Annotated in this window: 19 protein-coding genes and 1 pseudogene; 10 read left to right on the top strand and 10 right to left on the bottom strand. The window is 73.2% G+C overall.

Translation table 11 applies throughout. The features are described 5' to 3' along the window. Together sucB and MHY29_RS04705 are read left to right on the top strand one after the other, a co-directional pair. Positions 1-1010 (top strand): 2-oxoglutarate dehydrogenase, E2 component, dihydrolipoamide succinyltransferase (gene sucB / locus MHY29_RS04710; RefSeq protein WP_239238442.1); only part of this gene is annotated, 1010 nt, incomplete at its 5' end. Between the two features lie 23 nt (positions 1011-1033). Further along, positions 1034-1378 (top strand): hypothetical protein, encoded by a 345-nt coding sequence (locus MHY29_RS04705; protein WP_224354700.1) that lies wholly within the window; start codon positions 1034-1036, stop codon positions 1376-1378. An 86-nt stretch (positions 1379-1464) separates the two neighbouring features. Here MHY29_RS04705 and MHY29_RS04700 read toward each other — a convergent pair whose 3' ends face one another. Beyond that, the gene (locus MHY29_RS04700) at positions 1465-3045 is read right to left on the bottom strand and encodes a protein kinase (RefSeq protein WP_239238440.1); all 1581 of its coding nucleotides are present in this window, start codon (positions 3043-3045) and stop codon (positions 1465-1467) included. A 409-nt stretch (positions 3046-3454) separates the two neighbouring features. Between MHY29_RS04700 and lipB the strand changes: the two genes are divergently transcribed. From lipB to MHY29_RS04685, 3 genes are read left to right on the top strand one after another with little or no spacing between them, the layout of a single operon-like run. After that, positions 3455-4147, top strand: a complete 693-nt coding sequence (gene lipB, locus MHY29_RS04695) for a lipoyl(octanoyl) transferase LipB (RefSeq protein WP_239238438.1) — start codon at positions 3455-3457, stop codon at positions 4145-4147. After that, entirely contained in the window at positions 4144-5151 is a 1008-nt protein-coding gene (gene lipA / locus MHY29_RS04690) for a lipoyl synthase (RefSeq protein WP_239238436.1), read from the top strand. The genes lipB and lipA overlap by 4 nt, the downstream gene beginning before the upstream one ends. A 25-nt stretch (positions 5152-5176) precedes the next feature. Further along, complete coding sequence (locus MHY29_RS04685; protein ID WP_224354696.1) at positions 5177-5983, top strand: DUF4191 domain-containing protein; 807 nt, start codon at positions 5177-5179, stop codon at positions 5981-5983. Between the two features lie 72 nt (positions 5984-6055). On the opposite strand, the gene MHY29_RS04680 is transcribed toward MHY29_RS04685, so the two are convergent. After that, positions 6056-6571, bottom strand: a complete 516-nt coding sequence (locus MHY29_RS04680; protein ID WP_239238434.1) for an RDD family protein — start codon at positions 6569-6571, stop codon at positions 6056-6058. Positions 6572-6719: 148 nt separating this feature from the next. On the opposite strand from MHY29_RS04680, the gene glnA reads away from it, so the two are divergent. Continuing rightward, positions 6720-8144, top strand: coding sequence for a type I glutamate--ammonia ligase (gene glnA / locus MHY29_RS04675; protein ID WP_239238432.1), 1425 nt, complete (start codon positions 6720-6722; stop codon positions 8142-8144). Positions 8145-8314: 170 nt separating this feature from the next. After that, entirely contained in the window at positions 8315-9343 is a 1029-nt protein-coding gene (locus tag MHY29_RS04670) for an LLM class flavin-dependent oxidoreductase (RefSeq protein WP_239238427.1), read from the top strand. Between the two features lie 66 nt (positions 9344-9409). Here the strand turns inward: MHY29_RS04670 and MHY29_RS04665 are convergent, their stop codons facing one another. Together MHY29_RS04665 and MHY29_RS04660 are read right to left on the bottom strand one after the other, a co-directional pair. Then, positions 9410-12514: a bifunctional [glutamine synthetase] adenylyltransferase/[glutamine synthetase]-adenylyl-L-tyrosine phosphorylase gene (locus tag MHY29_RS04665; RefSeq protein WP_239238426.1), complete on the bottom strand. Its 3105-nt coding sequence runs from the start codon at positions 12512-12514 to the stop codon at positions 9410-9412. Positions 12515-12519: 5 nt separating this feature from the next. Then, positions 12520-13860: a glutamine synthetase family protein gene (locus MHY29_RS04660; RefSeq protein WP_224354691.1), complete on the bottom strand. Its 1341-nt coding sequence runs from the start codon at positions 13858-13860 to the stop codon at positions 12520-12522. A gap of 23 nt (positions 13861-13883) precedes the next feature. Here MHY29_RS04660 and panB point away from each other — a divergent pair, with 23 nt between their 5' ends. Further along, on the top strand, positions 13884-14795 hold the full coding sequence (gene panB, locus MHY29_RS04655) for a 3-methyl-2-oxobutanoate hydroxymethyltransferase (protein ID WP_224354690.1): 912 nt from the start codon (positions 13884-13886) through the stop codon (positions 14793-14795). Positions 14796-14866: 71 nt separating this feature from the next. On the opposite strand, the gene MHY29_RS04650 is transcribed toward panB, so the two are convergent. After that, the gene (locus MHY29_RS04650; RefSeq protein ID WP_224354689.1) at positions 14867-15091 is read right to left on the bottom strand and encodes an SPOR domain-containing protein; all 225 of its coding nucleotides are present in this window, start codon (positions 15089-15091) and stop codon (positions 14867-14869) included. A gap of 81 nt (positions 15092-15172) precedes the next feature. Between MHY29_RS04650 and map the strand changes: the two genes are divergently transcribed. Together map and ppgK are read left to right on the top strand one after the other, a co-directional pair. Beyond that, the gene (gene map, locus MHY29_RS04645; RefSeq protein WP_239238425.1) at positions 15173-16117 is read left to right on the top strand and encodes a type I methionyl aminopeptidase; all 945 of its coding nucleotides are present in this window, start codon (positions 15173-15175) and stop codon (positions 16115-16117) included. A gap of 80 nt (positions 16118-16197) precedes the next feature. Beyond that, on the top strand, positions 16198-17019 hold the full coding sequence (gene ppgK / locus MHY29_RS04640) for a polyphosphate--glucose phosphotransferase (RefSeq protein WP_370643448.1): 822 nt from the start codon (positions 16198-16200) through the stop codon (positions 17017-17019). A gap of 94 nt (positions 17020-17113) precedes the next feature. Here the strand turns inward: ppgK and nrdR are convergent, their stop codons facing one another. The 5 genes and pseudogenes from nrdR to MHY29_RS04615 all read right to left on the bottom strand — a co-directional run. Continuing rightward, positions 17114-17608: a transcriptional regulator NrdR gene (gene nrdR, locus MHY29_RS04635; RefSeq protein ID WP_239238424.1), complete on the bottom strand. Its 495-nt coding sequence runs from the start codon at positions 17606-17608 to the stop codon at positions 17114-17116. 71 nt (positions 17609-17679) lie between these two features. After that, positions 17680-21201: a DNA polymerase III subunit alpha gene (gene dnaE, locus MHY29_RS04630; RefSeq protein ID WP_239238444.1), complete on the bottom strand. Its 3522-nt coding sequence runs from the start codon at positions 21199-21201 to the stop codon at positions 17680-17682. A 162-nt stretch (positions 21202-21363) separates the two neighbouring features. Further along, positions 21364-22344, bottom strand: coding sequence for an RluA family pseudouridine synthase (locus MHY29_RS04625; protein ID WP_224354684.1), 981 nt, complete (start codon positions 22342-22344; stop codon positions 21364-21366). 3 nt (positions 22345-22347) lie between these two features. After that, complete coding sequence (gene lspA / locus MHY29_RS04620) at positions 22348-22881, bottom strand: signal peptidase II (RefSeq protein WP_370643447.1); 534 nt, start codon at positions 22879-22881, stop codon at positions 22348-22350. A gap of 23 nt (positions 22882-22904) precedes the next feature. Then, a pseudogene (locus MHY29_RS04615) lies at positions 22905-23259 on the bottom strand (cell division protein); the annotation flags it as partial.

Genomic DNA, 23259 nt, shown 5'->3' with positions numbered 1-23259 from the left:
CCCCCGCCGAGACCGCCTCCGCCGCTCCGGCGGCGTCCGCCCCCGCCGCGGAGACCTCGGCCTCCGAGCCGGGCCCGGGCTACGTGACCCCGCTCGTTCGCCGCCTGGCCAAGCAGAACGGCGTGGACCTCTCGACCGTCCGCGGGACCGGTGTCGGGGGCCGCATCCGCAAGCAGGACGTGCTCGCGGCCTCCCTGGCCAACCAGGCGTCCTCCGGCTCCGCCTCCCCGGCGGCCGCCGAGGAGCAGCAGACCCCCGCCGCGGCCTCCGCCCCGGCTCCGGCCGCCGTCCGCGGCGAGACCGAGAAGGCCCCGCGCATCCGCCAGGTCATCGCCCAGCGCATGCGCGAGTCCCTCGACCTCTCCACCCAGCTCACCCAGGTGCACGAGGTCGACATGACCCGCATCGTGCAGCTGCGCGGCAAGGCCAAGGCCTCCTTCCAGGAGAAGAACGGCGTCAAGCTGACCTACCTGCCGTTCATCACGCAGGCCGTCACGGAGGCGCTGAAGCAGCACCCCAAGCTAAACGCCTCGTTCTCCGAGGACAACAAGGAGATCACCTACCACGCCTCCGAGGACATCGCCATCGCGGTGGACACGGACCGCGGCCTGCTGGTGCCGGTCGTCAAGGACGCGGGCACGCTCAACCTGGCCGGCCTCGCCCAGAAGATCGCCGACGTCGCCGAGCGCACCCGCACCAACAAGATCAACCCGGACGAGCTCTCCGGCGGCACGTTCTCGATCACCAACATCGGCTCCGTGGGCGCCCTGTTCGACACGCCGATCATCAACCAGCCGCAGGTCGCCATCCTGGGCACCGGCGCGATCGTGAAGCGCCCGATGGTCGTCGCCGACGCCGACGGCAACGACACCATCGCGATCCGCCACATGATGTACCTGTCCCTCACCTACGACCACCGCCTGGTGGACGGCGCCGACGCGGGCCGCTTCCTGCAGACCCTCAAGGCGCGCCTCGAGGGCGGCGAGTTCGCGGCCGAACTCGGCCTCTGACCGGAACCTCAGGAGCCTGACGCATGGAGATCCTCCACAACGTCGTCGTCGCGATCCACATCGTCTCGGCGGCCGCGATCGTGGGCGGCTGGTTCGCCCACTTCAAGAACCCGACCGTCACCGTCTCCCAGTGGTGGGGCGCCCTCGGCATGATCCTCTCGGGGGTCGTGCTGTTCGGGTGGGCCATGACCGGGGAGCCGAACCACATGAAGCTGGGGATCAAGTTCCTCATCGGCGTCATCGTGTTCATCGCCGCCCTGCTCGGTCGCCGCAAGGCCAACCGCGGTGAGGTCGTGCCGAAGGGACTCGCCCACGCCGTGGGCGGCATGGGCCTGGTCAACATCCTGGTCGCCGTGCTCTGGTCCTGACGGACCGGGCGCGCAGACGCCGCGGGCCCCGGGGAGGAACACCTCCCCGGGGCCCGCGGCGTCTGAGCGTCCGCAGCTGGGTCCCCTCAGCGGGGGTCCACGGCGGCGGCCCGCCAGCGGCCCTCCCCACCCGGCACGAGGGTGACGGACACGTCCTCCTCCGACGCCGGCACCTCCCCGACGACGGACCCGGCGTCGTCCAGCACGGTGTGGGCGCTCATCCGCAGGACGGCGGGCACGACCACCCACCCCGCCTCGGCTCCGCCCGAACCACCGGCCTCCGCGGGCCGCGGCCGCCCGACGGCCTCGAGCGTGACGACGAGCCCGGAGAACGCACTGCCTCCCTCGCGCAGCTGGTCCTGGATCGCCCGGTCCCGCCGCCACGCCGGGCCGTCCGGGACGGCGTAGGCGTCCACCCGCGCGGGGTCCGGGTCCGTGAGCGCGGCGGTCCGGCCCTCGGCGACGGCGGCCAGGGCGGCCGCCGCGTCCTCCGCGGGGAGCACCGCGGCCGGTCCCGTCCCCGCCGCGGAGGGCACGCCACCGTCGCGGGTCGGCGTGATCGCGTCCTTCGGGTCGGCCGCACCGGTCGGCGTGACCGAGGCCCTCGGGTTGGCCGGAGCGGCCGTGGGTGACGTCGGCGGCGCCGCCACGGCACGCGAGCCCGCACCCTCGCCCTGATCCTCGGGCCGGTCCGTCAGGCCGCCCACGGCCGCTGACACGACCGTTCCGGCCAGGACGGCGGCGCCCACCAGCATCACCGGGTGCCAGCCCCTCGAGCGGGGCGACCGGTTCCGCCTCTTCCGGCCCCCTCTGCCCCGCCCCGCGTCCCGGCGCCCGCCCGCCCTCGGACGGGACCGCCGGGCGTCCCCGGACCCGCCGGGCCGTGCGGGCGGCACGACGGTGGGCAGCAGGTGGGCCACCTCGGCCGGCGCCGACTCGTGCAGCGGCACGGGCTCGGGCGGCGCCGCGTCGTACGCGGCCACGGCGGCCTCCGCGGCGCCCGGCCGCCCGGCCGGGTCCGGGTCGAGGGCGGCGGAGAGCAGCAGCGCCAGCTCGACGGGCACGTCCGGCACCAGCACGGGCAGCGGCGCCCGGTGCTCACGCGGCCCGGGCGCCCGGCCCGTGAGGGCGAACCAGCCCAGGGCGCCCCACGCGTAGACGTCCGCCGCTGCCCCGCCCTCGCCGACGCCGGCCTCGTCCTCCGGAGCGGTGAAGCCCGGTGTCCCCCCGCGGCCCCGGGGGCCCCCGACGACGCGCGCGACCCCGAGGTCCGCGAGGGCGGGCCGGCCGTCGACCCCGAAGAGCACGTTGCCCGGGGAGACGTCCCCGTGGACGACGCCGTGCTCGTGCAGGTGGGCCAGGGCCTGCGCGACGGGGACGAGCACGGTGACGGCCTGCCCGGGGCGCAGGGGACCGGCGTCGTGGACCATCGACGCCAGGCTGCCCGCCGGGAGCCGCTCGCTGAGGACGCCGGTCCCCCGGTCCGTGTCCACCGTCCCGAGCAAGCGCAACAGGTGGGGGTGGCGGAGGTGGCCGTAGACGGCGGCCTCCTTCGCGACGGCGTCCGGGTCCCCGTCCGCTCGGGGAACCTTCAGGACACACTCGGTGCCGTCCTCCCGGCGCACGAGCCAGGCCTCGGCCTGCCCGCCCATCCCGATCCGGGACACGACCCGCAGGCCCGGCGCCTGCGGGGGCCGATCCACTGGGCCGAGCTCCGCGGGCGACCCGACGTCCCCCACCCCGGGCTCCACCGCAGCGGGCCCCTCCCCTCCCCGGGGCGGATCGGCCCAGGCGCTCACATCCCGTCCGCCGTCGGCGAACCAGTCGTCCGTCGCCGGGCGTCCCACGGGCGATACCCCGCCGCTCCGCTCCGCGTCCTCCGCCTCCACGGCCACTCCCCTCCGTCGATCCCGCGGGCCGTGCCCCGCGGCTCTCCGCGGGGCACGGCATCCCCTCCGCCGTCCAGCCTGCCCGATCCCGGCGAGCTCCTCTCGGGTTGTCCACAGGGGTCGGCGGCGGCCTCCCCGCTCTCCCGACGCTCCAGCGGCACCGCGGCCGGGGACTACAGTGGTCGCCATGCCCCACGCCCTCCTGCCGCCCGTCCGCGTGCTCGGCCTGGCCCCTGACCTGATCGACTACGAGGAGGGCTGGGCCCTCCAGCGGACCCTCCACGCCGACGTCGTGGCCGGCCGTTCCGACGGTGAGATCCTGCTGCTCGAGCACGAGGCGGTCTACACCGCCGGACGTCGCACCGAGGACGCGGACCGCCCCACCGACGGCGCCCCCGTGGTCGACGTGGACCGCGGCGGCAAGATCACCTGGCACGGCCCGGGGCAGCTCGTCGGCTACCCGGTGGTCCGCCTCCGGGACCGGGCGCACGTCAAGGACTACGTCTGGTTCCTCGAGGAGGTCCTGATCCGCACCGCGGCGGACTTCGGCGTCGAGGCCGAGCGCGTGGACGGACGGGCGGGGATCTGGATCACCGCCCGTGAGGGCGACCCCCGTCCGGACCGCAAGCTCGGGGCGATCGGGCTGTCCATCCACGACGGCGTGTCGATGCACGGCTTCTCGTTCAACTGCTCGAACTCGCTGACCCCCTACGAGACGATCATCGCGTGCGGCATCGCCGACGCGTCCACCACCACGCTCTCCGTCGAGACCGGCCGCGAAGTGACCCCGGTCGACGTCCTGCCCGTCCTCGTGCGCCACCTCGAGGACCTGGGCCCGGAGCACATCGCGCTGACCCCCACGGAAGGAACGCCCGCATGACCACCGCCCCCGAGGGACGCCGCCTGCTGCGCGTCGAGGCCCGCAACGCCGAGGTCCCCGTCGAGCGCAAGCCCGAGTGGATCAAGGCCAAGGTCCACATGGGGCCGGAGTACATCGGCCTGAAGAACACCGTGAAGGGCTCGGGCCTGCACACGGTGTGCGAGGAGGCCGGCTGCCCCAACATCTTCGAGTGCTGGGAGGACCGCGAGGCCACCTTCCTCATCGGCGGCGACATCTGCACGCGCCGCTGCGACTTCTGCGACATCGCCTCCGGCCGTCCCCTGCCGCTGGACATGGACGAGCCGCAGAAGGTCGCCGAGAACATCCGCGAGATGGACCTGCGCTACGCCACCGTCACGGGCGTGGCCCGCGACGACCAGAAGGACGGCGCGGCCTGGCTGTACGCGGAGACCATCCGCAGGATCCACGAGTTGAACCCGAGCACCGGCGTCGAGATCCTCCCCCCGGACTTCGGGGCGGTCCCGGAGCTGGTGCAGCAGGTGTTCGACGCGCGGCCCGAGGTGTTCGCGCACAACCTGGAGACGGTGCCGCGCATCTTCAAGCGCATCCGCCCGGCCTTCACCTACGAGAAGTCCCTCCGGGTGCTGACGATGGCCAAGGAGCAGGAGCTCGTCACGAAGTCCAACCTCATCCTCGGCATGGGCGAGACGGACGAGGAGATCGACCAGGCGCTGGTCGACCTGCACGAGGCCGGGTGCGACATCATCACGATCACCCAGTACGTCCGGCCCTCCAAGCTGCACCACCCGATCGACCGGTGGGTCAAGCCGCAGGAGTTCGTGGCCTGGTCGCAGCGCGCCGAGGAGATCAGCTTCGCCGGCGTCATGGCGGGGCCGCTGGTGCGCTCCTCGTACCGCGCCGGGAAGCTCTACGCGCAGGCGATGGAGCGGCTGGGCCGCGAGGTGCCGGAGCACCTCGCCCACCTGCGCGGCGAGCGCACCGCCCGGCAGGAGGCCGCCGCCGTCGTCGCCCGGATGTCCTGAGGCCCGCCGGTAGACTGGACCCCAAATGGCTAAGAACCCCTCCACCTCCCCGTCCTCGTCCGGATCCTCCTCGCTGAAGGAGGTCAAGGCGATGCAGCGCGACCGCCGAGCCCAGCTCAAGGCGGACGCGAAGGCCGAGCGCGCCCAGAAGAGGGCGAACGCCGGCCCCGGCATCATCAGCCAGCTCAAGCAGGTCTTCGCGATCACGCGCCAGCAGAACCCGCGCCTGGTCCTCTGGATGGTGCTCGCGTTCGCGTCCGTCCTCGTGCTCGGCCTGGTCGTCGGCCTGCTGCTGCACAACTGGATCACCTGGCTGCTGCTGGCGATCCCCTTCGGCGTGCTCGCGGCCGTGATCGTGATGAACCGCCTGGGCGAGCGGGCCATGTTCGACCGCCTGGAGGGCCAGACCGGCGCCGCCGGCGCCACCCTGTCCAGCCTGGGCCGCGGGTGGATCGTCGGGGAGCAGCCGTCGGCCGTCAACCCCAAGACCCACGACCTCGTCTACCGCGCGATCGGCAAGCCGGGCGTGGTGCTCGTGACCGAGGGCCCCGCCTCCCGCGTGGGGAAGCTGGTGTCCAAGGAGCAGAAGGCCATGGAGCGCTTCCTGCCCGGCGTGCCCGTGCACGTCGTGGAGACCGGCCGCGGCGAGGGCCAGATCCCGCTGCGCGAGGTGCCCAAGACGCTCAAGGCCCTGCCGAAGAAGCTCACCGCGCAGGAGGTCAGCGCCGTGGACAAGCGGCTCTCCGCGCTCGGCACCCAGAAGCCGCCGATCCCCAAGGGCGTCGACCCGATGCGCGCCCGCCCGGACCGCCGCGGCATGCGAGGCCGCTGAGCACTCCCGGACACGACGAGGCCCCCGCCGCGCGGCGGGGGCCTCGTCGTGTCCGGCGCGACGGCGCCGCGGTCACATGCGGAGCTCGACCGTCCCGGCGACGCGGTCGTGCATGCCCCGCCCGTCCGGGCCGACGACGACAGCCGGGAGCACGAGGCAGAGCAGCGCGGTGCGGATCAGGACGCGGTGCACCGGGGCGGTGCCGCCCGCGCCCTCGCGGACCACCTGGATCCGGCAGAGGGCCTTGCCGACCGTGGTGGCGAGCAGCGTGAGGCCCACGACGTGCATGGCGGCGAAGACGAGCAGGGTGGCGATCGCGTCGCCCTCGAACGCGAGGTTCGAGACCACGAGGGCCAGGGCCCAGTCGATCATCAGGGCGCCCGCCCGGCGGGCGGCGGTGGCCATCGACGCCGGACCGTGCTCGGGCAGGCCCAGCAGGTCGCCCGGCCAGCGGCCCCCGGCGCGTCCCCCTCCGGGGCCGTCGATCCAGCCCGCCAGGTCGGCGCGGCTGATCAGGGGCTCGGCGCGGCCGGCGGCGTCCCGCTCTGACCGGTCACGGGGGGCGGGGTCGGATGCTCGATGTGCCACCCCACCAGGGTAGTCGGGGCCGGAGGACGCGTTACACGCCGGAAACACACAGGACACGCGGCCCGCACACGGGCTGAGTAGGGTGGGGGCATGCCGGGCGCCACGGCGCGCGGCCCCCATTCCACCGTAGGAAGGCCAGGAGAGAACCATGTTCACCTCCGTCGAAGACGTGCTCGCATACATCAAGGACGAGGGCGTCGAGTTCGTCGACATCCGCTTCACCGACCTGCCGGGCATGCAGCACCACTTCAACGTCCCCGCCTCCACGGTGGACGAGGACTTCTTCGTCACCGGTCAGCTCTTCGACGGCTCCTCGATCCGCGGCTTCGCCGGCCTCGCCGAGTCGGACATGCAGCTCATCCCCGACGTGACCACGGCCTTCGTGGACCCCTTCCGCGTCCGCAAGACCCTGACCATGAACTTCTCCATCGTGAACCCGCGCACCGGCGAGGACTACCGCCGCGACCCGCGCGGCGTCGCCCAGCGCGCCGAGGCCTACCTGGCCTCCACCGGCATCGCGGACACCGCCTTCTTCGCCCCCGAGGCCGAGTTCTACGTGTTCGACGACGTGCGCTACGAGTCCTCGGCCCGCAGCTCCTTCTACCGCGTCGACTCCACGGAGGCCCACTGGAACACCTCGCGCGACGAGGAGGGCGGCAACCTCGGCCACAAGACCCCCCGCCAGGGCGGGTACTTCCCCGTGACCCCGGTCGACAAGCAGGCGGACCTGCGCGACGAGATCTGCGCCGTCCTCGCCGAGGTCGGCCTCGAGGTCGAGCGCTCCCACCACGAGGTGGGCTCCGCGGGCCAGGCGGAGATCAACTACCGCTTCAACACCCTGACCCACTCCGCGGACGACCTGCAGAAGTTCAAGTACGTGGTGAAGAACGTCGCGGAGATGTTCGGGAAGTCCGCCACCTTCATGCCGAAGCCCGTCTTCGGCGAGGCCGGCTCCGGCATGCACTGCCACCAGTCGCTGTGGCTGGGCGGCGAGCCCCTGTTCTACGACGAGAAGGGCTACGCGAACCTCTCCGACACCGCGCGCTGGTACATCGGCGGCCTCCTGCAGCACGCCTCGGCGGTGCTGGCCTTCACCAACCCGACCGTGAACTCGTACCGCCGCCTCGTGCCCGGCTTCGAGGCCCCGGTCTCGATGGTCTACTCGCAGGGCAACCGCTCCGCCGGCGTCCGCATCCCGGTCACCGGCTCCAACCCGAAGGCCAAGCGCCTCGAGTTCCGCGCCCCCGACGCCTCGGGCAACCCCTACCTGGCCTTCGCGGCCCAGCTGATGGCCGGCCTGGACGGCATCCGCAACCGCATCGAGCCGGCCGAGCCGATCGACAAGGACCTCTACGAGCTGCCCCCGGAGGAGGCCGCCGACATCCAGAAGGCGCCCACCTCCCTGGAGGAGGCGCTGAACGCCCTCGAGGAGGACCACGAGTTCCTCCTCGCCGGGGACGTCTTCACCGAGGAGCTGATCCGCACCTGGATCGACTACAAGCGGGAGATGGAGATCGCCCCGCTGGCCGCCCGCCCGAACCCGTACGAGTTCGAGCTCTACTACTCCTGCTGAGCCGCCCGTCGACCTCCGGCCCCGTCCTCCCCCGCGAGGACGGGGCCGGCATCGTCGTGGCCCACGTGACATCTCTGCAGACCAGGGAATAGGCGCCGCCGACGCGACGCTGTCCGGGGCAGCGCCAGCGGGCACGTGCCGCCGGCGATCCGCGACCCGAAGGAGCACCCATGACCGCCGACGTCCGACCCGTCGTCCCCCCGGAGAGCGCCCCGGCCGGCGTCCCGCTGTCCCTGCTGGACCTGGCCACCGTGCGCGGGGACCAGCGGATCGGCGAGGCGCTCGGGCAGTCGGTGGAACTGGCGCAGATCGCCGAGGCGGAGGGCTTCACGCGCGTCTGGTACGCGGAGCACCACAACATGCCCGGCATCGCCTCGTCCGCCACCGCCGTGCTCCTCGCCCACGTGGCCGCCCACACGGAGCGCATCCGCGTGGGCTCGGGCGGCGTGATGCTCCCGAACCACTCGCCGCTGGTGGTGGCCGAGCAGTTCGGCACCCTCGCCGAGCTGCATCCCGGCCGCGTGGACCTCGGCCTCGGCCGGGCGCCCGGCACGGACCAGCGCACCCTGCAGGCGCTGCGCCGCTCCCCCGAGGCGGCCGACCGGTTCCCCCAGGACGTCCTGGAGCTGCAGGGCTATCTGCGCGGCGAGTCCCGGATGCCGGGCATCGACGCCTACCCCGGCCGCGGCACCGACGTGCCGCTGTGGATCCTCGGCTCCTCCGCGTTCGGCGCGAACCTCGCCGCACAGCTCGGCCTGGGCTACGCGTTCGCGAGCCACTTCGCGCCGCAGATGCTCGAGCACGCGGCCCGCCTCTACCGTGAGCACTTCACCCCGACGGACGCGCTGGACGCCCCGCACTTCATCGCCGCCGCCAACGTGGTCGTCGCCGACACGGACGAGGAGGCCCAGCGGCTGTGGGAGGCCACCCGCCGGTCCCGCGTGCGGATGTTCCTGGGCCGGGGCCGCCACCTCACCGAGGACGAGCTGGACATGCTCATGGACTCCCCCGCCGGCAAGCAGGTGCTCGGCATGCTGCGGCACACCGCCGTCGGCACACCGGACGTCGTGCGCGCCTGGCTCGACGACTTCGCCGCCCGCGTGGAGGCGGACGAGCTGATCGTCACGGCCGCCGCCGTCGACCACCCGGCGCGCGTGCGCACCCTGGAGCTGCTCGGCGAGCACGTCATCCGGCGCTGAGCCCGGAGACGACCGGCGTGCCCGGAGCCGCGGGCGGGCCCCGGCGGCGGTCGGCCCGCCCGGCGCTCAGAGCCCGTAGAAGCGCTGCTCGAACACCTGGCGGGCCTGCCGCGTGACGCGCAGGTAGCGCTCCTCGAACGCCACGCCGCCGCCGCAGGCGTCCCCCGCGAGCCGCGCGAGGGCGCCCAGGTCCCGGGCATTGGTGGGCAACACGTCGGACCCTTTGCCGGTCCACAGCACGAGCGCCGAGCGCACGCGCGTGGCCAGCAGCCAGGCCTCCTCCAGCAGGGCGGCCTCGGAGGGGGGCAGCAGGTCCAGGCGGGCCAGGGCACGCAGGGCGGGCAGCGTTCCGGTCACCCGGAGCTCGGGCTCGTCGTGGGCGTGGCGCAGCTGGAGGGACTGCACCAGCCACTCGACGTCGGAGAGCCCGCCGCGGCCCAGCTTGACGTGCCGGGCGGGGTCCGCGCCCCGGGGCAGACGCTCCGCCTCCACGCGCGCCTTGATGCGGCGGATCTCCCGGGCGTCCCCGGCGGAGAGCTCGTCGCCGTAGCGCACCCCGTCCGCCCAGGCCGTGAACTCCTCGGCCAGGCCCGCGGGGCCGGCCACCACGCGGGCCCGCAGCAGCGCCTGGCGCTCCCACACCTCGGCCCAGCGCGCGTAGTACTCGCGGTAGGAGTCCAGGGTGCGCACCAGCGGGCCCTGCCGGCCCTCGGGGCGGAGGTCCGCGTCGACGTCGAGGGGCTGCTCGCTGGGCAGCGGCGGCGCGGCCGGCTGCTGGAGCAGGGCCATGATCTGGCGCGCGACGGCCTCCGCCTGGGCGGCCGCCGCGGTCTCGTCGGCGCCGGCCAGGGGGCGGTGGACGAACATCGCGTCCAGGTCGGAGCCGTAGGCGATCTCCCGGCCGCCCTGGCGGCCCATGGCCACGACGACGACCTCGGTGAGGGGGTCCGCGCCGTCGAGCACGGCCTGCCCGGCCACGCGCAGGGCGCCCTGGACGGCCGCCTGATCCACGTCGGCGAGGGCGTGGCCGACCTCCTCCAGGCCGACGACGCCGGTGATGTCCGCCAGCGCCGTCCGCAGGATCTCCCGTTGCCGGATCTGTCGGACGTGCCGGATGACCTGGGCCGCGGACTCCTCCGGGGACCGACGGTCGAGCCGGGCCGTCACCTCGGATGTGAGGGCGGAGAGGCCGCGGGGCGCGAGCTCGCGGGTCTCCCCGATCCAGGCGACCGACTCGGGGGCGTGCTCCAGCAGGTCGCCGACCCGCCGGGACCCGGCCAGGACGAGGCAGAGGCGGCGGGCGGCGTCGGTGGAGTCCCGCAGCATGCGCAGGAACCACGGGCTGGAGCCGAGCGACTCGGAGAGCCGCCGGAAGGCGAGCAGGCCGGCATCCGGGTCCGCGCCGTCGGCGAACCAGCCGAGCATGGCCGGCAGCAGCTGCCGCTGGACGGCCGCGCGCCGGGACACGCCCCGGGTGAGCGCCTCGATGTGGGCGAGCGCCCGCCGCGGGTCGCGGTAGCCCAGGGCGGAGAGGCGGGCCTGCACGGCGTCGGCGGACAGGCGCACGTCCTCGTCGGACAGCGCCGCGGTGGTGGAGAGCAGGGGGCGGTAGAAGACGGTCTCGTGCAGGGCCCTGACCTCCCGCCGGACCCGGGAGAAGCGGTCCTGGAGGTCGTCTCCGGCGACCGGGTGGACGTCGCCGGCCCCCCGCATGGAGCGGGCGACCACGCGGCGCGGCCCCTCCTTGACGGGCATCAGGTGTGTGCGGCGCAGGTGGACCAGCTGGATGCGGTGCTCGAGGAGGCGGAGCCAGCGGTAGGCCGCGTCGAAGGCGCGCATGTCCCGGGAGGAGATGTAGGAGGCCGCGTGCAGGACGCGGAGCGCGTCGAGGGTCCCCCGCACCCTCACGGACTCGTCGGCGCGGCCGTGCACCAGCTGCACCAGCTGGGCCGTGAACTCCACGTCGCGCAGGCCACCGGCGCCGAGCTTGATCTCCCGGTCCCGCTCGTCCCGCGCGATGGTGTCCAGCACCCGGGTGCGCATCGCGCGGACGTTCTCCACGAACCCCTCTCGGGCCGAGGACTCCCATACGCGCGGCCAGACCGCCGCGACGTACCGCTCGCCCAGGGCGGGCGAGCCGGCCACCGGCCGGGCCTTGAGCAGCGCCTGGAACTCCCAGCCGTGGGCCCAGCGCCGGTAGTACTCCACGTGCGAGTCCAGCGTCCGTGAGAGTGCCCCGTCCCTGCCCTCCGGCCGCAGGTTCGCGTCCACCTCCCAGAGGCCGGGCTCGGGGGCGGGGCCGGAGAGCACCCGGGAGATGCCCGCGGCCAGCTCGGCCGCCAGGCGCGCGGCCTCCTGGGCGGACGGGGCGTCGGGCGCCCCCGGCTCCAGGACGTCGTGGACGAAGACCACGTCCACGTCGGAGACGTAGTTGAGCTCGCGGGCGCCGCACTTGCCCATGCCGATCACGGCCAGCTCGACGCAGTCCACGGCGGCGCCCTCGCGCGCACGGAGCTCGGCCCGGCTGACCGCGAGCGCGGCCTCCAGGGCGCCGCCGGCCAGGTCGGCGAGCCAGCGGCCGACGGCCGGCATCACGAGGGTCGGCTCCCGCGACGCGAGGTCAGCCAGGGCGATCGCCGTGAGCTGCCGCCGGTAGGCCCGGCGCAGGGCGACGGAGGCGTCGGCGCCGGTGAGCCCGGCCACGGGCTGGTCCGCGGCCGGGTCCGCGCCCACCGCCTCCAGGAGGAGTGCGCGCAGCGCGGCGGGCTCGTCGTGCCAGTCCCCGCCGTCCGTGGGGTCCTGCTGGGCGAGCGCCGGGGCGGTGGCGGCGGCCCGCGCCGGGTCGAGGACCAGGTCCAGATGCTCCGGGCGGCGGATGAGGAACTCGCCGAGGGCCTCGGAGGCGCCGAGCAGGCGCAGCAGGTCCCGGGCCCGGTCGGCCTCGGCGAGCACCCGGTGCACCTGCGGGTCCCGCTCGGCCAGGCGGATGTACAGCAGCAGCGCGCTGTCCGGGTCCGCGGCGTGCGCCAGGGCGGCCAGCGCGGCGTCGGCGTCCTGCTCGGCGAGCTCGGGCGAGGACAGGAGCCGCTCCGCGCGCGTCAGGTCCGCCACGCCGGCATGGACGAGGGCGCGTCGCGGGCCGGGGACGTGCGAGTCCGGCGTCGGGGCCATCGGACTCAGAGCCCGGTCATGTAGCGGCGGAGCTCGTAGGGGGTGATCTCCACGCGGTAGTCGTCCCACTCCTGGCGCTTGTTGCGCAGCAGCGCCTCGTAGACGTGCTCGCCGAGCACGTCGGCGACGAACTCCGACTCCTCTGCCGCACGGACGGCGTCGTGCAGGGTGCCCGGCAGGGACACGTGCCCCAGCACACGCCGCTCCTGGGGGGTGAGGGCGCCGACGTCCTCGGAGGCGGGCTCGGGGAGGTCGTAGTTCTCCTCGACGCCCTTCAGGCCGGCGGCCAGCAGCAGTGCGTAGGCCAGGTACGGGTTGGCGGAGGCGTCCAGACCCCGGTACTCGATGCGGGCGGAGCCGGCCTTGTCCGGCTTGTAGAGCGGCACGCGGACCAGGGCCGAACGGTTGTTGTGGCCCCAGGAGACGTAGGCGGGGGCCTCGTCGGCGCCCCAGAGCCGCTTGTAGGAGTTCACGAACTGGTGCGTGACCAGGCTGATCTCCACGGAGTGCTTCAGCAGGCCCGCGATGAACCGGCGGCCCGTCACGGAGAGGCGGAACTCGTCGGCGGGGTCGTAGAACGCGTTCGAGTCCCCCTCGAACAGGGAGAAGTGCGTGTGCATGCCGGAGCCCGGCTGGTCGCCGAAGGGCTTGGGCATGAACGTGGCGTAGTGGCCCTGACGGGCGGCGACCTCCTTCATGATCGTGCGGAAGGTCTGCACGTTGTCTGCCGTGGTCAGGGCGTCGGCGGCGCGGAGGTCGATCTCGTTCTGGCCGGGGCCGTTCTCGTGGTGGCTGAACTCGACCGAGATGCCCATGTCCTCCAGGAGGGTGACGGCGTCCCGCCGGAAGTCCTGGGCCGCGCCGCCGGGGACGTGGTCGAAGTACCCGGCCGAGTCCACGGGCACGGGGCGCCCGTCCGGACCGGGGCGGTCCGAGGCCAGCAGGTAGAACTCGATCTCCGGGTGCGTGTAGCAGCTGAAGCCCATGTCCGAGGCCTTGTCCAGCACGCGGCGCAGGACGTTGCGGGGGTCCGCGGGGGCCGGGCGGCCGTCCGGGGTGAGGACGTCGCAGAACATGCGGGAGGTCTGCCCGGCCTCACCGCGCCACGGCAGGATCTGGAAGGTGGCCGGGTCCGGCTGGAGCAGCATGTCCGACTCGGAGATGCGCGTGTACCCGTCGATCGACGAGCCGTCGAAGCCCAGCCCCTCGGTGAACGCCGCCTCGACCTCGGCCGGGGCGAGGGCGACGGACTTGAGGGTGCCGATCACATCGGTGAACCAGAGGCGCACGAAGCGCACGTCGCGGTCCTCGATGGTGCGGAGCACGAAATCCTGCTGACGATCCATGCGGCCACTCTAGACTCGCGGGCATGGACTCCCGCACCGTCACGCCCCCGGCGTCGTCCCCCGCAGCCTCCGAGGCCGCCGCCCCCTACGGCGGGGCCGCGACCGCCGCGGCGGCCGCACCCGTCGAGGCCCCCGCCCGGTACCGCACCGTGCACCTGCAGCGCGCCAAGGACGAGGGCCGCCGGTTCGCGATGCTCACGACCTACGACGCGATGACGGCCGCCCTGTTCGACGAGGCCGGCGTCGAGGTCCTGCTCGTGGGCGATTCCCTGGGCAACACGGTGCTGGGCCACGGCTCCACGCTGCCCGTCACCTTGGAGGACATGATCGTCTTCTCGGCGGCGGTGGCTCGCGGGGCGCGACGGGCGTTCGTGCTGGCGGACCTGCCCTTCGGCTCCTACGAGGCCTCCCCCGAGCAGGCGGTGCGCGCCGGCGTCCGCCTCATGAAGGAGGCCGGGGTGCACGGGGTGAAGGTGGAGGGCGACGAGCGCTTCGCCCCGCACATCGCGGCGATGGTCGCCGCCGGCGTGCCGGTGATGGGGCACATCGGCTTCACCCCGCAGTCCGAGCACGTGCTCGGCGGCTACCGGGTCCAGGGCCGCGGCGAGGGCGCCGCCGAGCGGCTGATCGCCTCCGCCCGCGCCCTGGAGGACGCCGGGGCGTTCGCCGTCCTGATGGAGATGGTGCCCTCGGACGTGGCCGCCGCCGTCGACGCCGCCCTGCGCGTGCCCACGGTCGGCATCGGCGCCGGCCCGAAGACCACGGGCCAGGTGCTCGTCTGGCAGGACATGCTGGGCCTGGGCGCCGGGCGCACGCCGCGGTTCGTGAAGCGATACGCGGACCTGCGCGCCGTCATGGGCGACGCCGTGCGCGCCTACCGCGCCGACGTGCTCTCCGGCGCGTTCCCCGACCCGGCCCACGCGTTCGAGTCCTGACCCGCGTCCGGGACGACGGCGGCGCCCGTCCCCCTCGGGGGCGGGCGCCGTCGTCGTCGGGGACGGACGCCTCAGGAGGCGTCGTTCAGCGGGCTGGCGTCCCACGCGTCGTCGTGGGCGTCCTCCGCGTCGGCGGCCTCGTTGCGGGCCTGGACCCGCGCCAGGGCGTTCTCGGCGTCCTGCCGGGTCTGGTAGGGGCCGAGGAGCTCCTTCCAGTCCGACTGGGGGCCCTCCTCGATCTGGTGGGTGCGGACGTTGAACCAGTAGCCGCTGCCGGGCTCGTGCGTGTCGGTCATGGCCCACACCCTAGACCCGGCGCCATGCGCGGGGCAGGGCCTGACGCGCCCTCCCGGGGACCGGGCGATACGCTGGAGGGCATGTCCACCACCGCGCGTCCCACGTCCCAGCCCAGCCACAACGGCCCCCGCCCCGAGGGCCCGCCCGCCCCGGAGCCGGGCTCGTGCGCGCCGCTGGGCACGCTGACGCCGGGGGCGCCGTCCCCCGCCCCGGCCGTGCCGGCCTCGATCGTCCGCCCGGAGTACGTGGGGAGGGCGACCGTGGACGAGGGCAACGCCTCCGACGTCTACGATGCCGAGGGGATCGGCCGCATCCGGGAGGCCGGCCGCATCGCGGCCCAGGCCATGGAGCACACGGCCGAGCACATCCGCCCCGGGATCACCACGGACGAGCTGGACCGGATCGCCCACGAGTTCATCGTTGCCGCCGGCGCCTACCCCTCGTGCCTGGGCTACCGGGGCTTCCCCCGCTCGATCTGCACCTCGGTCAACGAGGTCATCTGCCACGGCATCCCGGACGGGACCGTCCTGGAGGACGGGGACATCGTCAACCTGGACATCACCGCGTACAAGGACGGCGTCCACGGCGACCACAACCGCACCTACCTCGTGGGCGACGTCGACGAGGAGTCCCGCCTGCTGGTGGAGCGCACCGAGGAGGCGCTGCGCCGCGGCATCAAGGCCGTCAAGCCCGGGCGCGAGATCAACGTGATCGGCCGCGCCATCGAGTCCTACGCCCGGCGCTTCGGCTACGGCGTCGTCCGCGACTTCATCGGCCACGGCGTGGGCGTGGACTTCCACTCCGGCCTGGTCATCCCCCACTACGACGCCGCCCCCGCCCACAACCGGCTGATGGTGCCGGGCATGGTGTTCACCATCGAGCCCATGATCACCCTCGGCGGGATCGACTGGGAGCAGTGGGACGACGGGTGGACGGTCGTCACGAAGGACCGGCGCCGCACCGCCCAGTTCGAGCACACCCTCGTGGTCACCGAGGACGGCGCGGAGATCCTCACCCTCCCCTGAGCGGTGCAGGGGGCCGTCCCTGGGGCGCCTCCGGCGCGGTCCGTACACTGTCCGGCGTGAGCTTTCCCAACACCGGCGTGATCCCACGCCTGCCCCCGGCCCCGTCCAAGCACCCGTCCGTCCTCGGCGTCGACATCGGCGGCACCGGGATGAAGGGCGGCATCGTCCGGCTGGGGCACGGCCCCAAGTCGGGCACCCTGCGCGGCGACCGGTTCCGGCTCGACACCCCGCAGCCGGCGTCGCCCGCCACGATGGCCCGGACCCTGGCGCAGATCGTCTCCGAGCTGGACCACCGCGAGAAGGCCCCCGACGCGGACTCACGCGTGGGCGTGTGCTTCCCCTCGATCGTCCAGCACGGCGTGTGCCGCTCGGCCAACAACATCGACCCCTCGTGGATCGGCGTGAGCCTGCAGGACACCTTCGAGGAGGCGCTCCAGCGCCCGGTCACCGTGGTCAACGACGCCGACGCCGCCGGCCTGGCCGAGGCGCGCTACGGCGCCGGCGCGGGCGTGCCCGGCCTCGTCATGGTCATCACCCTCGGCACCGGCATCGGCGGCGCGATGATCAACGACGGCGTGCTCGTCCCGAACTTCGAGGTCGGCTCCTTGGAGCTGGACGGCGTGATGGCCGAGTCCCGCGCGTCCGCGAAGGCGCGCGAGCGGGAGGGGCTGGACTGGCCGGAGTACGCGTTGCGGCTCCAGCGGTTCTTCTCCCACCTGGAGCGGATCTTCTCCCCCGACCTGTTCATCGTGGGCGGCGGCATCTCCAAGCGCCCGCACGACTACCTGCCGCTGCTGCAGCTGGAGACCCCCATCGTTCCCGCCATGCTGCAGAACAACGCGGGCATCGTGGGTGCCGCGCTCGCCGCGCACGCCGACCCCGCGGACGGCCTGCTCCGCTGACGCGTCCGACCCCGGACGCACCGAGGGCGGTTCCGGCTTCCCCTCCGGAACCGCCCTCGGCGATGTGGGCCGTCGAAACGGCCTCGGAGACACTCTAGCGCGAGAAGAGCCGAGGCTGCACCGCGGGACGCCCGGGGGCCTCCCCCTCCTGGGCGCGCAGGTCCGCGATGGCGTCCTCGAAGTCGCTCAGGGACTCGAAGTCCCGGTACACGGACGCGAAGCGCAGGTAGGCGACCTGGTCCAGCCGGCGCAGCGGGCCGAGGATGGCCAGTCCCACCTCGTGGGCGTCCACCTCGGCGTTGCCGGAGGCCCGGACCGTCTCCTCGACCTCCTGTGCGAGGACGGCGAGGTCGTCACTGGAGACGGGCCGCCCCTGGCACGCCTTGCGGACGCCGTTGATGACCTTGGACCGGTCGAAGGGTTCGGCGACCCCGGAGCGCTTCACCACGGTGAGCGCGGTGGTCTCCATCGTGGTGAACCGCTTGCCGCAGGCCTGGCACTGGCGCCGGCGGCGGATCGCGGAGCCGTCCTCAAGGGAGCGCGAGTCCACCACGCGGGAGTCCTCGTGGCGGCAGTACGGGCAGTGCATGGGCGCTCTCCTTCACGTCGGGCCGGGCCCTCGGGCGGGCACGGGCCCATGCTACGGGGCGGGTCGGGGGCTCAGCCCAGGCAGGACGGCCCCAGCAGGATCTTGAGGTCGCCGAACAGGGCGGGGTTGGGGGTGACGCGGTACTGCGGCCCCAGCTGGAACTCCTGGACGCCACGCTGCCCGGTGAGGGACAGGCGGACCTCCGTGGAGCCCTCGTGGGTGCGCAGCACGTCCCCCAGCTGCCCGACGACGCGCTCCGTCGCCTTGAACGCCGGCATCGTGATCCGCACCGGCCCGCCCGTGGCGTCCGTGAGCTCCGGGATGGCCAGCTCCATGGCCGAGAGCACCACCGAGCCGTCGTCGCGGCGCTGCACGCGCCCCTTGACCGCCACCACGAGGTCCTCCGCGAGCATCATGGCGATCGGCGCGTAGACCTGCCCGAAGAACATGACGTCCAGCGAGCCGCCGAGGTCCTCGATCTCGCACCGCGCGTAGGCGTTGCCCGAGCTCTTGGCGATCCGGCGCTCCAGCGTCGTGATCAGGCCCGCGATGGTGACGTGCGCGCCGTCGGCGGGGCCGTCGTCGTCGAGGATGCGGGTGATCTGGGTGTCCGCGAACTGGGAGAGGACCCCGTCCAGCCCCTGCAGGGGGTGGTCGGACACGTAGAGGCCGAGCATCTCGCGCTCGAACGCGAGCCTCTCCTTCTTCGGCCACTCGGGCAGGTCCGGCACGGCGACGCCGTCGGAGGCGTCCGAGTCGTCGGCCGCGTCCGCGGCGCCGCCCAGGGCGAACAGGTCGAAGGTGAACTCGCCGTGGTCCTCCTTGCGCTTCTGCTGCACGGTGGCGTCCACGGCCTCCTCGTGCACCGCCAGGAGGGCGCGACGGGCGTAGCCGAGCGAGTCGAACGCCCCGGCCTTGATCATCGACTCGATGGTCCGCTTGTTGCACACCACCAGCGGCACCTTGGCCAGGAAGTCGCCGAAGCCCGTGTAGAGCCCCTTCTCCTCGCGGGCCTGGACCATGCCCTTGACGACGTTCCCGCCCACGTTGCGGACCGCGCCCATGCCGAAGCGGATGTCGTCGCCCACCGGGGTGAAGTTCAGGAAGGACTCGTTCACGTCCGGCGGCAGCACCGTGATGCCCATGTGGCGGCACTCGTTCAGGTACATGGCCAGCTTGTCCTTGTCGTCGCCGACCGAGGTGAGCAGCGCGGCCATGTACTCCGCCGGATAGTGGGCCTTCAGGTAGGCCGTCCAGTAGGAGACCAGGCCGTAGGCGGCCGAGTGCGCCTTGTTGAAGGCGTAGTCCGAGAACGGCAGGAGGATGTCCCACAGGGCCTTCACGGCGCCCTCGGAGTAGCCGCGGTCCAGCATGCCCTGGTGGAAGGCCTCGTACTGCTTGTCCAGCTCGGACTTCTTCTTCTTGCCCATCGCGCGGCGGAGGATGTCCGCCTGGCCGAGCGAGTAGCCGGCGACCTTCTGGGCGATGGCCATGACCTGCTCCTGGTAGACGATCAGGCCGTAGGTCGTGTCCAGGATGTCCTTGAGCGGCTCCGCGAGCTCCGGGTGGATCGGGGTGATCTCCTGGAGCCCGTTCTTGCGCAGGGCGTAGTTCGTGTGCGAGTTCGCGCCCATGGGGCCCGGCCGGTAGAGGGCGATCGTCGCCGAGATGTCCTCGAAGTTGTCCGGGCGCATCATCTTCAGCAGGGCGCGCATGGGCCCGCCGTCGAGCTGGAACACGCCCAGGGTGTCGCCCCGGGCCAGCAGGGCGTAGGACTCGGCGTCGTCCACGTCGAGGTGCTCGAGGTCGAGGTCGACGCCCCGGTTGGCGCGGATGTTCTCGATCGCGTCCGAGATGATGGTGAGGTTACGCAGCCCCAGGAAGTCCATCTTGATCAGGCCCAGGCCCTCGGCCGTGGGGTAGTCGAACTGCGTGATGACCTGGCCGTCCTGGAGTCGGCGCATGATCGGGATCACATCGATCACCGGGTGGGAGGACATGATGACGCCGGCGGCGTGGACGCCCCACTGGCGCTTCAGGCCCTCGATGCCCTTGGCGGTCTCGAACACCTGCTTCGCCACCGGGTCGGCGGCGACCAGCTCGCGGAACTCCCCGGCCTCGGCGTACCGCTTGGCCTCGGGGTCCTCGATGTCCTTGAGCGGGATGTCCTTGGCCATGACGGCCGGCGGCAGCGCCTTCGTCAGGGACTCGCCCATGGAGAAGGGCTGGTCCATCACGCGTGCCGAGTCCTTGAGCGCCTGCTTCGTCTTGATCGTGCCGTACGTGACGATCATCGTGACGCGCTCGTCGCCGTACTTGCGCGTGACGTAGTCGATCACCTCGGAACGGCGGCGGTCGTCGAAGTCGACGTCGAAGTCCGGCATGGACACCCGGTCCGGGTTGAGGAAGCGCTCGAAGATCAGCCCGTGCCGGAGCGGGTCCAGGTCCGTGATGCGCAGCGCGTAGGCCACCATGGAGCCGGCGCCCGAGCCGCGGCCCGGGCCCACGCGGATCCCGTTCTCCTTGGCCCAGTTGATGAAGTCGGCCACGACGAGGAAGTAGCCCGGGAACCCCATCGAGATGATGACGTCCAGCTCGTAGTCCGCCTGCTTGCGGACGTGGTCCGGCACACCCTCCGGGTACCGGTAGGCCAGGCCCTTGGCGACCTCCTTGATGAGCCAGCTGGTCTCGTCCTCCCCCTCCGGGGTGGGGAACCGCGGCATGTAGTTGGCGGAGGTGTCGAAGCTCGTCTCGCAGCGCTCGGCGATGAGCAGCGTGTTGTCGCACGCCTCGGGCAGCTCGGCGAACAGCTCGCGCATCTGCCGCGGGGACTTCAGGTAGTAGTCCGTGCCGGAGAACGCGAAGCGGGAGCCGCCCTGGTCGTAGGTCGGCTCGTTGAGCTTGGAGCCGGACTGGATGGCCAGCAGCGCCTCGTGCGCCTTGGCATCGTGCTCATGGGTGTAGTGCAGGTCGTTCGTGGCCACGAACGGCAGGCCCAGGTCCTTGGCCAGGCGGCGCAGGTCCTCGACCACACGCTTCTCGATGTCGAGGCCGTGCTGCATGACCTCGCAGTAGAAGTTGTCCCTGCCGAAGATGTCCCGGAACTCGGCGGCGGCCTCCACGGCCTCCTTGTACTGGCCCAGCCGCAGACGGGTCTGCACCTCGCCGGAGGGGCAGCCCGTCGTCGCGATCAGGCCCGAGGAGTACTGGCTGAGCAGCTCCCGGTCGATGCGCGGCCACTTCGCGTACACCGAGTCCAGCGAGGCGATCGAGCCCATCCTGAACAGGTTGTGCATGCCCTGCGTGGACTCGGCCAGCATGGTCATGTGGGTGTAGGCGCCGCCGCCGGAGACGTCGTCGCCGCGCTGGTGGGGCTCGCCCCAGCGGATCTTCTCCTTGTCGGAGCGGTGCTGTTGGCCCGGCGTCAGGTAGGCCTCGAGCCCGATGATCGGCTTGATCCCGGCGTCCGTGGCCTTCTTCCAGAAGTCGAACGCGCCGAAGAGGTAGCCGTGGTCCGTGATCGCCAGGGAGTCCATGCCCAGCCGGTTCGCCTCGGCGAACAGCTCGTCCAGCTTCGCGGCGCCGTCGAGCATGGAGTACTCGGTGTGGGTGTGCAGGTGGACGAACCCGCCGTCCCTCGTGGCCTCGGCCGTGGTCTCCTGCTGCACGCTCAACGCCGCTCATCCTTCCCGCCGCGCACCCCTGGGCACGGACCACCCCCGGACGGGGCGGCGCGGCGTGCGGACCGGTCCAGTCTAGGCGTCCGGGGCGGCGCCGCGGTCCTCCCCGCGCAGGACGCGCAGGGCGTGGGCGAGGTCGTCCGGGTAGGGCGAGACGATCTCCAGGCGCTCCCCCGTGGCGGGGTGCGGGAGCGCCAGGCGGTGCGCGTGCAGCCACTGCCGCGTCAGGCCCAGCTCGGCCGCCAGGCGCGGGTCCGCGCCGTACGTGAGGTCACCGGCGCAGGGGTGGCGCAGCGCGGAGGTGTGCACGCGGATCTGGTGGGTGCGCCCGGTCTCCAGGTGGATCTCCAGCAGCGTCGCCCGGCCGAACGCCTCGACCGTCTCGTAGTGGGTCACCGACGGGCGTCCGCCCTCGAGCACCGCGAAGCGCCAGTGGTGGTTCGGGTCCCGACCGATCGGGGCGTCGATCGTCCCCTCCAGCGGGTCCGGCATGCCCTGGACCACCGCGTGGTACACCTTCTCCGGCACGCGCTCGCGGAACTGGTCCTTCAGCGCCGTGTAGGCGCGCTCGGACTTGGCGACGACCATGACGCCGGTGGTGCCGACGTCGAGCCGGTGGACGATCCCCTGCCGCTCCGGCGCGCCGGAGGTGGAGATCCGGCGCCCGAGCCCGGCCAGGCCGCCCACCACGGTCGGCCCGAACCAGCCCGGCGACGGATGCGCCGCCACGCCGGTGGGCTTGTCCACCGCCAGCAGGTCGTCGTCCTCGTACAGGACGGTCATCGCGTCCACGCGCTCAGCCCTCACTTCCAGGGGGTCGGGGTCCACGGGCACGTCCACGGCCAGGGTCTCCCCCGCCACCGCCTTGGCGGACTTGGCCAGGACGCGGTCCCGGCGGCCGGTGCGGGACTCGGCGCGCACCAGGCCCCGGGAGAACAGGTCGGCGAGCGACGCGCGGGACACCCCGAACGCGTCGGCCAGCACCGCGTCGGCGCGGCGGCCGGCGTCGTCCTCCGTGACCGCCAGCCGCTCCGTCAGACCGGGACGCAGGCCCACTCCTCAGGCCTCCGCGGCCGCGTCGGACTCGCGCGTGCCGTCCAGCCGGCGGCCGCTCATCAGCAGCAGGCACAGCGTGAGGATGGAGCAGACGATGAAGGAGTCCGCCACGTTGAAGATCGCGAAGTTCGGCACGGAGACCATGTCCACGACGTGGCCCTGGCCGAACGACGGCGGCCGGAACAGGCGGTCCGTGAGGTTGCCCATGACGCCGCCGAGGAGCCCGCCGAGCGCGACGGACCAGGCGCGGGAGCGGGAGCGCAGCAGCGCCACCAGGGCGACGACCGCGACGACCGCCTGGATCAGCGTGAACAGCCAGGTGACGTCCGTGCCGATCGAGAACGCGGCGCCGGGGTTGAGGATGTAGTGCCAGCGCAGCAGCCCCGGGATCACGACGATCGACTCGCCGAGCTCCATGGTGCGCTCCACCAGGAGCTTGGTGCCCTGGTCCAGCGCGTAGGCGAGCGTCGCGACCCCCAGGGCCGCACCGACGACGCCCCGGCCCGGGCGGGCGGGGGCGTCGCGGTGGTCCGTCAGGGCGTCCTGCGGGGCCGCAGGGCTCACACGGTCCCCTTCGCCGGCTCGAGGCGCTCCTGGGCGGTGATCTCGCGCAGCTGGCCCTCGATGTACGCGGTCAGGCGGGAGCGGTAGTCGGTCTCGAAGGCGCGCAGGCGCTCGACGTCCGCCTCGAGGCCCTTGCGGCGGGACTCCAGGTCGGACAGGGTGCGGGTCCGGGTCTCCTCCGCCTGGCGGACGACGGTGGTCGCCTCGGCCTCCGCGTCGGCGATGATCCGGTCGCGGCGCTGCTCGCCCTCGGCGACGTACTCGTCGTGCAGGCGCTGGGCCATCGCGAGGACGCCGGCCGCCGAGGTGGCGGAGTCGGTCGGCGTCCTCGCGATGGCCCAGCGCCTGCAC

It is taken from the genome of Micrococcus sp. ACRRV, from assembly GCF_022346985.1.
GTDB lineage: Bacteria > Actinomycetota > Actinomycetes > Actinomycetales > Micrococcaceae > Micrococcus > Micrococcus porci.
The sequence above is the reverse complement of the archived record's forward strand: the minus strand, read 5'-3'. Positions and strand labels throughout refer to the sequence as shown.

What these genes read in the sequence shown, in the direction of transcription:
- MHY29_RS04705 (WP_224354700.1), top strand. Translation starts at nt 1,034, where the DNA reads ATGGAGATCCTCCACAACGTCGTCGTCGCGATCCACATCGTCTCGGCG.
- lipB (WP_239238438.1), top strand. Translation starts at nt 3,455, where the DNA reads ATGCCCCACGCCCTCCTGCCGCCCGTCCGCGTGCTCGGCCTGGCCCCT.
- lipA (WP_239238436.1), top strand. Translation starts at nt 4,144, where the DNA reads ATGACCACCGCCCCCGAGGGACGCCGCCTGCTGCGCGTCGAGGCCCGC.
- MHY29_RS04685 (WP_224354696.1), top strand. Translation starts at nt 5,177, where the DNA reads ATGGCTAAGAACCCCTCCACCTCCCCGTCCTCGTCCGGATCCTCCTCG.
- glnA (WP_239238432.1), top strand. Translation starts at nt 6,720, where the DNA reads ATGTTCACCTCCGTCGAAGACGTGCTCGCATACATCAAGGACGAGGGC.
- MHY29_RS04670 (WP_239238427.1), top strand. Translation starts at nt 8,315, where the DNA reads ATGACCGCCGACGTCCGACCCGTCGTCCCCCCGGAGAGCGCCCCGGCC.
- MHY29_RS04665 (WP_239238426.1), bottom strand. Translation starts at nt 12,514, where the DNA reads ATGGCCCCGACGCCGGACTCGCACGTCCCCGGCCCGCGACGCGCCCTC.
- MHY29_RS04660 (WP_224354691.1), bottom strand. Translation starts at nt 13,860, where the DNA reads ATGGATCGTCAGCAGGATTTCGTGCTCCGCACCATCGAGGACCGCGAC.
- panB (WP_224354690.1), top strand. Translation starts at nt 13,884, where the DNA reads ATGGACTCCCGCACCGTCACGCCCCCGGCGTCGTCCCCCGCAGCCTCC.
- MHY29_RS04650 (WP_224354689.1), bottom strand. Translation starts at nt 15,091, where the DNA reads ATGACCGACACGCACGAGCCCGGCAGCGGCTACTGGTTCAACGTCCGC.
- map (WP_239238425.1), top strand. Translation starts at nt 15,173, where the DNA reads ATGTCCACCACCGCGCGTCCCACGTCCCAGCCCAGCCACAACGGCCCC.
- nrdR (WP_239238424.1), bottom strand. Translation starts at nt 17,608, where the DNA reads ATGCACTGCCCGTACTGCCGCCACGAGGACTCCCGCGTGGTGGACTCG.
- dnaE (WP_239238444.1), bottom strand. Translation starts at nt 21,201, where the DNA reads ATGCTCGACGGCGCCGCGAAGCTGGACGAGCTGTTCGCCGAGGCGAAC.